Here is a 12,238-nt window from a genome sequence, read left to right on the forward strand (position 1 = left end):
TGCTAGTAGATTACACGATACTTACACGATTTTTTTCCATGATTTCTCCATTTTTCTCTACAATGTCTTCCTCAAAAAAGATGTCGCCTGTATAAACCTGTGGGGCCGGCATTTGTATTAATATCATGGACAGAGATTAACAACATCGTCCGGTTTGTTAGCTTTACAGCTCCTTAAACTTAAAAACAGATAATGGAAATATTGATAATAGGGATTTTGATCTTGCTTAACGGAATCTTTTCCATGAGTGAAATAGCCCTTGTTTCTTCAAGCAGGTTCAAGCTCGAGCGCTCTGCAAAGCGCGGACATGCAGGAGCCCGTAAAGCACTTGCCCTTGCCGAAAATCCCAATACATTCCTCTCCACCGTTCAGATCGGGATCACCCTGATCGGGATTCTCACAGGTATTTACAGCGGAGATAAAATAACCGACGACCTCGACAGGCTCGTCAGCCGTGTGGACTTCCTTGAACCCTATTCTGATTCCCTCTCTGTGGGCCTTGTCGTTGTGATACTGACCTATTTCTCTATTGTCTTCGGAGAATTATTGCCAAAGCGGATCGGCCTTGCTTTTCCTGAAAAAGTAGCCTCCCTTGTTGCTACGCCCATGCAAATCATTTCGCTGGTGACAAAACCATTCATCTGGTTGCTCGCGAAAACCAACGATGCCTGTCTGAAGATTCTAGGTATATCCCAAAAAAAGGAGGGCCCGATCTCGGAGGAAGAGATCAACTCCATTATCCGGGAGAGCACACTTCACGGAGAGATTGAACAGATCGAACAGGATATCGTAAGCCGCGTTTTTGCTCTGGGCAACAGGAAAGCATCCGAACTCATGACACACAAGAGTGATCTGGTTTGGTTTGATGTGAATGAAGATCCTGAAGCTATACGCAGCAAAATGCAGCTCCAGGTACATTCAGTATATCCGGTGGCGAATAAGAGCCTTGATAAGATCGTTGGCGTGCTCTACGTCAAAGAACTGTTTCCGCGTGATCTCAGCGGCAAGTCATTCAACCTGAAGAGCTATCTCCGGAAACCCCTTTTCGTGCATGAAAATTTGCCAGCCTATCAGGTGCTTGAGCAATTCAAAAGCGCGAAAGTACACCATGCCATCGTCGTAGACGAGTACGGGTCGGTTGAAGGAATGATCACCATGAACGACATCGTCGAAGAAATTGTGGGTGATCAGACAGAGCAGCCCGACGACGAACTGAAGATCGTTACTCGCGACGAGAACTCCTGGTTGGTCGACGGACAGTATCCCTACTATGAGCTCCTCGAATTTTTGCATATAGAAGACAATTCGGAAATGAACTTTACAACAGTTGGCGGGTTAATCTTACATCTGCTCCGCTCAATACCGGTTGAAGGAGAAAAGGTCCAATGGCTTAATTTCGAAATAGAGGTCATGGACATGGATGGTCAGCGCATCGACAAAGTGATGATCTCCAGGAAACACAAAGATCATCAGGTTATATCATAAACTTTTGCAAGAAGATGAAATATAGAAATTTTAAAGACAAACAGATATCTGAGATAGGCCTGGGAACATGGCAGTTAGGTAGCTCAGACTGGGGGCCCGTGAATGAGGACCACGCGCTGAGCGTTTTATCAGCCTTTGCGGAAGCTGGCGGTAACTTTATCGACACGGCCGATGTGTATGGTATGGGAGTGAGTGAAACGGTGATCGGAAAGTTTCTTACGACTATAGATAAAGAGTTCTTCGTGGCTTCTAAACTGGGCAGAAGACATGACGGCGACAATGCCTGGCCACAAAACTTCACTTATGAAAAAATGCGTGCTCATGTGGAAAGCTCTCTGGAGCATCTCCAGCTTGACTCGCTGTTCCTGGAGCAGCTGCATTGCATCCCGACTACAGAACTGGAGGCCGGACGGGTGTTTGATCATCTGCGCAGGCTACAACAGGATAAGCTGATCCAACACTGGGGAGTAAGCGTAGAAACTGCCGAAGAAGCAAAAATTTGCCTTCAGCAAAGCGGAATCGCATCTTTGCAGATCATTTTCAACTTGTTCCGGCAGCATTATGCTGAAGAGTTCTTTGTCGAAGCACAGGAGAAAGAGGTAGCCATTATCGCACGGGTTCCCCTGGCAAGTGGTTTGCTGAGCGGCAAATACAAAAAAGACAGTCAGTTCCTTCCCACAGATCACCGTAGCTATAATGCAAATGGAGAGGCCTTCAATGCAGGAGAAACATTTTCCGGCATCGAGTTTCAGAAAGGTGTAGACCTGGCCGTACAAATTGCCGCTATGTTCCCTGACGAGCGGACTCCTCAATGGGCCATCCGCTGGATTCTCGATCATCCTGGAGTGACCACAGTAATTCCGGGAGCTTCATCACCTGAGCAGGTACGATCAAATGCATCAGCCTCTTCGATGGACAGTTTGCCGTCTTCGGTCCACCAGCAATTGAAGGCACTCTACCAATCGGAAATCCGTCCCGGAATCCGCGGACATTTTTAATCATCATCATGCGCCGGGAAATCATCTTTCCCGGCACACTTTGAAGGTCAGAATTTGTAGCTTTACCGCGAAATAACCTGTTAGGCTCATATATTCCGCCAGAAGGCAGAGTCGAAGACCTCTAAAGTCGATTTAAGCATGATACAACCGATCACTCATGTGATTACCTGCTGCATTCTTTGCACATTGTTTCTTCTCCATATCCGAAGCCGTATCCCCGGGCTTTTTACTATCTGCCTGCTCTTATTTAGTTTACCGCTTTCTTCCCAGCAACGGGAGGTGCTGAAACACTATTCAACTGAACAGGGACTCTCTCATGACGGGGTTTTATGCATTACCCGCGACAAGGATGGCTTTATGTGGTTCGGTACCTGGGATGGACTGAACAAGTTCGACGGGAACACCTTTACTATCTATAAAAGTTATCCTGGCGACAGTTCCAGCCTGACCAACAACAAGTTCAGGAACATCATCGAAGATAAAAAAGGCTATCTGTGGGTTAAAACATACGACCATAATGTCTACCGTTTTGACAAGAATACAGGGAGATTTCTCGCGATCAACCGCCGGAATAACGTACGGAGCCTCAATATCAGCCGTATCTTTCTGTCAGATGACGGGAGTGCCTGGCTGACTACAGCCGACAAGGGTTTGCTGCATGTCGTCTTCAGTCCTTCGAAGAACGAACCGGCTATACATCATTATACAAGATCTGCCCTGGCTGCATTTAAGCTTCCGTCCGACTCTATAAGCTTCTTTTTTGAGGACAAGCAAAGGAACGCCTGGGTCGGTACAAATGCGGGACTGGTCAGAATAAGTCCATCTTCTTCCGAGGCAAGTTCCGCAAAGGCCCCTGCACAGCTGCCGAAGGTCTTTTCGCCACAGCTATCGTTCACTTGCGTAGCGGCGCAGGGAAAGAACCTCTACTTCGGCACGCGTGACGGAAGACTGGTCACATTTAACACGAACTCTAATCAGTTTCTCGTCAGGGACCTATGTCCGGGAAATTCCATAAATGCCCTTCATGTATCCCGTAGCCGCAGGCTCTATGCCACCACTTCGGGAAGGGGCTTGATCAGCATGGATCTCGAGACGCTGACGCCCACTATCGCCGGCAAGCAGCCGGGTAGCGCTTTTTTCTCGATCTATGAAGACCGGGGAGGCCGCCTCTGGCTTGAACCGGAGAAAATCGGCATCGTTAAATACGACCCTGCGAGCAGCACGTTCAAGACCTTCACACAGAAGAAAGACTCCCATTCGGTTAGTCCAAGCAACAGCTATATGGTTTTTGAGGACTCAGGGGGCAAACTCTGGACCCGCCTAAAAGACGGAGGTTTCGGGTATTATAATAGTACAGGGGATAAGATCGACTATTTTTATAACGAACCCGGATCTTCAGATCAGCAGTTCTCGAACATTGTTACAGCCGTTTACCCGGATCCTTCAGGCATCCTCTGGCTCGCTACTATTGATGGGGGCGTTAATAAAATTACTTTTCCGGGAAGCTACTTCAACCAGAGACTGATGGTGAAGAATCCCGTTAACAAGTCCCAAAATGAGGTGAGGGTCTTGTTTGAAGATTCACGTCGCCGCCACTGGGTGGGAACCAAAGCGGGAGAGCTGAGCGTTTTCCTCAACGGCAAAAAGCAAACGAACATCTTCGAAGGGATTGAGGCTTCTGCCATTGGGAAAGTCTACACTATCATGGAAGACAGTGATGGTGTGGTCTGGATGGGCACGAAAGGTTCGGGGCTGCTCACTGCTACTCCTCTCAACGCTTCCCGCACCCGTTACAATCTGAAGCTGTATCTCGCAGATCCGGATAACCCCGGTAGCCTGAGCCACAATACCGTTTATTCAATCGTTCAGGACAGTAGGAAGCGGATCTGGATAGGATCATTTGGCGGCGGTATCAATGAGGCCGTGAAGAGCTCCTCGGGAGTGTACTTTCGTAATAAGAATAATTTCTTCGCTTCATATCCAACCCGTGCCAACTACATCAGACACCTCTGTGAAGATCCGACCGGAAAGTTGTGGATTGCCACGACTAACGGCCTCGTTATTGCCGACACACGGAATCAGAAACTGAAGGCGAATTTCAAGTTGATCAGAAAGATTCCCAGCGACAGTACAAGTCTCGGAAATAATGAAGTACAGTTTATTTTCAGAGATCGCAGCAAGGCCATGTGGCTGGGCACCTTTGGCGGCGGTTTGAATAAGCTCGTGTCCGACTTAAAATCAGAAACGAGGAAGTTTCGTTCGTACACACAGCGTGATGGTCTTCCCAACGATGTTATTTTAAGCATCGCGGAAGATCAGTCCGGTAAGCTATGGGTGGCCACGGGCAAGGGACTAGTGCGTTTTGACAGCAAAGCGGGCACCTTCAGCAACTACGATTCCTATGATGGGCTCGGACAAGCTAAATTTTCGGAAGCTGCTGCTTTCAGATCGTTTAATGGCGATATGTATTTCGGCTGTCTCGAAGGCTACATTTCGTTCAATCCTTACAAAGTCGAAAACAAAAGAATAAAGGCCGGCATGGCACTCACCAATATTCAGCTGTACAATACAGATGTTATTCCGGGAGCACCAGGTTCGCCGCTGAGTAAGTCGCTGAACAATACCTCGCATCTGGAGCTTAGGTACAACCAGGACGTGATTAGCATTGACTACGCCGTCCTCGATTACAGGGCTGGTCATAAGATCAGCTATGCTTATATTCTCCGCGGGTATGATAAAGGCTGGCATATCGTCGGGAACCAGCGCAAGGCAACTTATACCAATCTTCCGCCGGGAGATTATGAGTTCGTTGTCAGGAGCCTGAATAAAGATATGTTCAGCAATGTGCCGGAAAAGAGTATCCGGATTACTGTCCTCCCTCCGCCCTGGCTTACCGTATGGGCATACCTGGTTTACGTGCTTGTTGCCTTGGCTCTCCTTGAAGGAGCCCGCAGGATTGTCGTCGCCATGATCAGGCTGCGTAACAAGGTGATTGTGGAAAAGAAGATGACCGACCTGAAACTGCAGTTCTTTACCAATATTTCCCATGAGCTCAGAACCCCTCTGACGCTGATCGTCAGTCCGCTCGACGAAATCAGCCGTACGGAACAGATTTCAGATCAGGGTAAGCACTATATTCATACGATCCGGAAGAATGCCGACCGTATGATTCGCTTCGTGAATCAACTGCTCGACTTCAGAAAGGTCCAGAGCGGCAAGATGCGTCTGGACATCTCACAGGTCGATGTGGTATCCTTGCTTCGTGGTATCGCCGCTCATTTCGATGGACTGGCCAAAGAAAAGAAGATTACCTTGTCTCTCGATTCAAACGACAGTACATTGCTGGCCTGGCTTGATCCTGCAAAAATTGACATTGTCGTTTATAACATCCTGTCCAATGCTTTCAAATTCAGTCCTGCGGGAAGCCAGATCACGATCCATGTCGCACGTAAAGAAGAAGACAGGTTTGAGATCCTGATCAGAGACCAGGGTCCCGGAGTTCCGGAAGATAAACTGCAGGAGATATTCGACCTCTACTATGAAGGCGATGCCTCGAGCAACAAGCTTAAGGGAACAGGTATCGGCCTGGCACTCTCTTCAGAACTCATCCGGGCCCATAAAGGGCATATTTCCGCCAGCAATAACCCGGAAGGTGGAATGACTTTCACTTTGTCTCTCCGGCTGGGTAAAGGCCATTTCTCCGAAGACGAGGTCAGTTTCGTGGAGTCGGAGAGCGCTTCCCCACATCCGCTTTACTCCGGGGTGGAGCATGTACCTACTCCAGTTTCGGAACTACTCAGTCAGGATGATTATATGGAACGTTTCCATGTGCTGCTCGTCGAAGACAACGTTGACCTGAGAACCTTTATGGCGGGCCAACTATCCACTTTCTGCAGGGTGTCTCAAGCCGGTCATGGTGGCGAGGGACTCGCGCTGGTTGAAATGTCTATGCCTGACCTCATCATCAGTGATGTTATGATGCCTGAGATGGACGGTATCCAGATGCTTGACCAGCTGAAGAATAATCCCGCTACCAGTCATATCCCGGTAATTCTGCTTACCGCAAAATCGTCAATAGAAGCGCAGATCGAAGGCCTGAACTATGGTGCAGACTTTTACGTCACCAAGCCTTTCGATATGCAATATCTTCTGGCACTCGTCGGGAATTTCCTGAAACGACGCGCGCAGCACGTAGCGTCTCTGGTGGCGGACGACAAAAAAATCGTTACGCTCCAGCCCGACGAAATTCTGATTAGCTCCAGAGACGAAGAATTTGTTAAGCAGGTCATCAGGATCGTGGAGACATCCATGGAAGACAGCAATTTCAACATTGACAGCGTTGCAGAAGCTGTAGGCTTTGGAAGAACCACCTTCTATAAGAAATTGAAGAGCCTCACGGGTATGGCACCCGTCGAGTTTGTCCGCGAAATGCGACTGAAGCGCAGTAAACAACTTCTCGATGCCGGAGAATACACCATTTCGGAAGTTGCTTATATGACCGGGTTCAAGAGCTCCGGCTATTTCAGCACCTGCTTCAGAGAGAAGTTCAAGCAGTCGCCTTCCGCCTATTTGAAAAGTGTCAAAGAAGATACTTATCCGGGCGAGATCTGACAATAGGAGCGGCTCCTGTGTTGAAATGCAGGAGCTTTGCCAAAAATTGAAAGTCTTACGTCAATTTCTGAATGTCACACGGACTTATATCGGATACTTTTGATTGATATACCAATTTGCTATGAACCCACACACCAAATTAACCGGCATTGCCTTGCGGAAGCTTCTGCCTTGTCTTTTTTTATTGCTATCGGCCACTATCCTGCTTGCAGCTCCAAAGCCCCCGGCATGGGTAGCGAAAGTCGGATCAGCTACCCTGAAGTTCAAAAAGCAAACCTTCCTGGCGAACAATTATGGTGCCCGGCCTGATGGCTACACGCTAAATACGCAAGCCATCCAGAAAGCAATTGATGAATGTGCGGCAAAGGGTGGGGGTGTAGTGAAATTCAGTCCCGGAAAATACCTGACGGGTTCACTGTTTGTACGGAAAAATGTCAACCTTCAGATCGATAAAGGTGTGGAAATTTTGGGTAGCCAGAACATCGCCGACTATCCCGAAATCGACACGCGTGTTGCCGGTATCGAGATGAAGTGGCCCGCCGCCCTGATCAATATCATCGGTCAGCAAAAAGCTGCCGTTACAGGTGATGGTATCGTCAATGCACAGGGTAAACCCTTCTGGGATTTCTACTGGAACCTCAGAAAAGAATATGAACCAAAAGGACTACGCTGGATCGTCGATTACGACGCAAAAAGACCCCGCACCCTGCTGGTTGCGGAGTCGTCTGATATTCTGATCAAAGGACCTGAATTCCAGCAGGCCGGTTTCTGGACCATTCAACTGCTTTATTCAACCCGCGTAACTGTAGACGGTGTGACCATCCGGAATAATATCGGTGGTCATGGACCGAGTACAGATGGTATAGATGTCGATTCTTCATCCTGGGTGTTGATCCAGAATAGTGATATAGACTGCAATGATGATAACTTCTGCTTAAAGGCAGGACGCGACTGGGATGGGCTGCGTGTGAACAGACCTACCGAGTATGTGGTCATCCGCGATTGTGTCGCCGGTGCAGGAGCGGGACTCCTGACGCTGGGTAGCGAGACCGCCGGAAGCATCAGGCATGTATGGGCTTCTAATCTGAAAGGGACAGGGACGGGAAACGGACTCAATATCAAATCCGCTACCACGCGGGGAGGTATTGTGGAAGATATCTGGTTTACCGATATCGAAATGACCAATGTGGCCAATATGTTAAAAGTAAGTATGAACTGGAATCCTGCCTACAGTTATTCCACGCTTCCTGCAGGTTATACGTTTGACAATATTCCTCCTCATTGGAAGGCCATGCTGACCAAGGTGGAGCCAGCTTCCAAAGGTATCCCTACTTTTAGAAACGTCAATATTTCCAATGTTCGGGTAAATGGTGTCAGAAACAAGGCGATCTGGGCAGAGGGACTTCCCGAGTCTATGGTAAGCGGATTTCAGTTTCAGGACATCACCGTGAACGCTGCAGCCAGTGCAGGATCGATCGACTACGCCAAAGACTGGACGTTTCAAAATGTGATGATCGAAACGCTGGATAGCAGTACCGTCGTCATCACCAACTCCAAAGAGGTAAGCATGCAAGCGAAGAGCAGATAGTAGGTGCAATTCTCGCATTTACAGGCCCAGGCGACAGTTTTTAAAACATTTCCGCCAATTTTTAAAAGCCGGTGAATGGCGCTGAGAATACATTTGTGCACCAGAAAACCAATATAACAAACAAATTATAGATGAAAGGAAGAAGTACAATCAGGGCGCTCTCGTAGCGTCCGAGGCTGTTTATAAACCACCACAAGAAAGGTGCGGTCCACAACCAGGATCGCCGGTCCGGCTGAGCTTACTCAGAAAACAACAGAGCTGTAAAGCCCGGCCAGTACGAAGCGGTCTCGCTTCAACTACGCAATTATTCACTAACAAAATTCATTATGGTAAAAATTAATTTACTAATCTGCTGTCTGCTTTTCTGCCTCTTCAACTCTTCTATTGCCCAGGTCAAAGAGATCTCCGGCGTCGTAAAGGAGAAAAGTAATGGCATGCCCATGGTGGGCGTGACTGTCATGGTCAAAGGTACCAGGCAGGGTAGCCAGACTGATGCTCAGGGAAGATATAGAATACCTGTTGCCGGAAAGCTTCCTGTCACACTTACCTTCAGCTCACTTGGTTTCAAAACATTCGAGAGAACTGTTACAGCGTTCCAGCCTGTCAACGTTAGCCTGGAAGAAGATGTAAGCAGTCTCGAACAGGTTGTTGTTATCGGTTATGCCAAGGTTAAACGTAAAAACCTGACCGGTGCCTCCTCATCGGTGGGTGCTAATGAGCTGGCTATTGCTCCCGTAACTACCGCCGCTCAGGCCCTGACCGGAAAAGCTGCCGGTGTAAACATCGTCACTCAAAGTGGTGCTCCGGGAGCTGACGTGAACATTACGATCCGCGGTGGTACTTCCATCACGCAAAGCACCGAGCCTCTGTATATTGTTGACGGTTTCCAGATGGATAACGCATTGCGCAATGTCGACATCAACGATATCGAGAGCATTGACGTAATGAAGGATGCATCCTCTACGGCTATCTACGGTGCCCGTGGTGCAAATGGGGTGGTTCTGATTACGACCAAGTCAGGAAAGTCAGGAAAAACGGAAGTGAGCTATAACGGTTACATGGGTATTGAAAAGCTCGGCAAGGAGCTTAGCCTGCTCGGACCTGAAGATTATACCAAATACCAGTTTGAATTTCAGAGTCTGGCCGGAAAGGAAACCAATTGGGCGACCTACTTCGGAGGAGATCCTTCAGCACCTGATTTCTATACAGGTGCCTATAGCCGGATCGCAAGCGACTATGGCACAAGAGAAGGCATCAATTGGCAGGACGTGGTTTTTGGCGGTTCGGCCATGAATAGAAACCACAACGTCAACATCAACGGAGGAACGGACAAAACCCGGTTCATGCTCAGCTATAACAATACGGGACAAGATGGTTTGATCAAAAAATTTGGCTACAACAAGAATGGTGTCCGTTTGAAGCTGAACCACGAGCTTTTTAAGGGTGTTCGCTCTGATTTTAACCTGAACTTTCAGGATACGCGGCTTGAAGGCGGCGGCTCTCTGGGAGGTGCACTTAAAATGACGATACTTCAGCCGGTTACAGGTGGTAAACTCTATACCAATGAGCAGCTGATCGGTACTGATATCAGCGACGATATGCTTGCTTACGATTCACAGTACGACGTATTCAATCCGATCATCACCAACGATGCAGTAACGAAGATCAACAGGAACCGTCAGTTCACCGGTAACGGTGGAGTGGAGGTCGACATTACCAAAGACCTGATGTTCCGTACTGCAGGAAGTTATCTGTGGAGACAGGTGAGATACGACTTCTGGGATGACGGCCGTACCAAATCGGCTGAGAACCTGGGTGGCCCTTATGGAAGCCGCGATAATAGCGAGCGGTTCACCTGGCAAATCACCAATACCCTGAACTGGGGACATAATTTCAACGATCATCAGGTGAATGCCTTACTGGGCCAGGAAAGTTATTACAATGAAGGAATGAACCTGGACAATTCTTATTATGAGTTCCCGCTCAATAACTTCGGCTTGAATGACGTGAGCATGGCTAAAAATAAGTTAAAGGCTAATGCGGGATCAGGGAAGAATGCCAATAGTATCTCTTCCTTCTTCGGTCGTGGTTCCTACAGCTATAAAGGTAAATACATTGCCAACTTTACGCTTCGTGCTGATGGTTCCTCCAAGTTTTCCGAAGGGAATAAGTGGGGATACTTTCCATCTGCTTCTGCAGCATGGCGCATCTCCGACGAGAAATTCATGGCCGGAAAGACAGTGATCAATAACCTGAAGCTTCGTGTAGGTTTCGGTACCTCAGGTAACTGTGAGATCGATAATAATATGTACGCCACCGACTACGGATCAGGAAGCTACGCCATTAACAACGGTGCGTTCCCTACACTGGTTCCCGGAAACGTCGTAGGTAATCCCAAGCTGGTATGGGAAAAGACGGTTTCTACAAATATCGGTCTGGATATCGACCTGTTTAGAAGCCGCATCAGCATGGGCTTTGACGTCTACAATAACGAATCCAACGATTTGCTGATCAGAAACAAGGTTCCTGAGTCTACAGGATACAGCTACCAATATCAGAATATCGGATCCGTAAGGAACCGTGGTCTTGAAATGGTTCTGAATACAGAAAATATTCGCTCTAATAATTTCAGATGGAACACCAATTTCAACATTGGCATGAACCGTTCGAAGGTACTGGCCATCTATGGAAGAGGTGATGCAGATTATCTGCAGCAGAATTATGACAGCCGCGTTGACTTTAGATTGGAAATAGGAAAGCCGCTCGGTCAGATGTATGGTTACCGTTATGACGGAGTGTACACGACGGACGATTTCATCCAAAACGCTAACGGCACGTATAAGCTGAAAGATGGTGTCGCTCGTGCGAAAGGAGCTTCGGTTGCTAATATTAAACCGGGAGATGTTAAATACAAGACATCGAGTGTCGATGCCAACGGAAATCCGGAATGGTCAACCAATGATCGCACCATCATTGGTAACGCCCAGCCTAAGTTCCAGGGCGGTATGTCGAATACCTTTGCATATAAAGGTCTTGATCTGACCGTGTTCATGAACTTTACCGTTGGCAACGACGTTTTCAACATGAGTTCACAGCGTTTTATCGGGCCATACCTGCCAAATCAGAATACACTCGATGTCATGAATGATCGCTTTACGCTGATCGATCCGCTAACAGGACGTGAAACCAAAGATCTGAGCAGATTGGCGGCCATGAACCCACAGCAATATGATGCAAATGCCATGTGGAGCCTGAATTCAAACAATAAAATTGCGATTACTGATGCCCTCGACTACTATGTTGAAGATGGCTCATTTCTCAGAATCAATACGGTAACTCTAGGTTATTCATTGCCGAAGCTTGCACTCAAGAAAGTGAAGATTAAAAATGCAAGGGTGTATTGTACGCTCAACAACCTGCATACTTTCACCAATTACAGCGGTTACGATCCTGAAGTATCAGCAACCTCAAGTGCGCTTACTGCCGGCGTCGATAACTCGGCATTTCCACGCGCAAAAAGTGTTGTTTTTGGTCTCAACCTAACATTTTAATCACG

5 protein-coding genes are annotated in these 12,238 nt (G+C 47.9%); all 5 read left to right on the forward strand.

Annotated features, from left to right (window positions below):
- The first annotated feature begins 192 nt into the window (after positions 1 to 192).
- The 5 genes from ACO1NU_RS12465 to ACO1NU_RS12485 all read left to right on the forward strand — a co-directional run bounded on the left by ACO1NU_RS12465 (position 193) and on the right by ACO1NU_RS12485 (position 12,233).
- Positions 193 to 1,485: a hemolysin family protein gene (locus ACO1NU_RS12465; protein ID WP_448818818.1), complete on the forward strand. Its 1,293-nt coding sequence runs from the start codon at positions 193 to 195 to the stop codon at positions 1,483 to 1,485.
- Positions 1,486 to 1,499: 14 nt separating this feature from the next.
- On the forward strand, positions 1,500 to 2,483 hold the full coding sequence (locus tag ACO1NU_RS12470) for an aldo/keto reductase (RefSeq protein WP_448818819.1): 984 nt from the start codon (positions 1,500 to 1,502) through the stop codon (positions 2,481 to 2,483).
- A 138-nt stretch (positions 2,484 to 2,621) separates the two neighbouring features.
- Positions 2,622 to 7,094: a hybrid sensor histidine kinase/response regulator transcription factor gene (locus ACO1NU_RS12475; protein WP_448818820.1), complete on the forward strand. Its 4,473-nt coding sequence runs from the start codon at positions 2,622 to 2,624 to the stop codon at positions 7,092 to 7,094.
- Positions 7,095 to 7,215: 121 nt separating this feature from the next.
- On the forward strand, positions 7,216 to 8,682 hold the full coding sequence (locus ACO1NU_RS12480; protein WP_448818821.1) for a glycoside hydrolase family 28 protein: 1,467 nt from the start codon (positions 7,216 to 7,218) through the stop codon (positions 8,680 to 8,682).
- 326 nt (positions 8,683 to 9,008) lie between these two features.
- Entirely contained in the window at positions 9,009 to 12,233 is a 3,225-nt protein-coding gene (locus ACO1NU_RS12485; RefSeq protein WP_448818822.1) for a SusC/RagA family TonB-linked outer membrane protein, read from the forward strand.
- Positions 12,234 to 12,238 lie beyond the last annotated feature (5 nt).

This window comes from Arcticibacter sp., assembly GCF_053551015.1.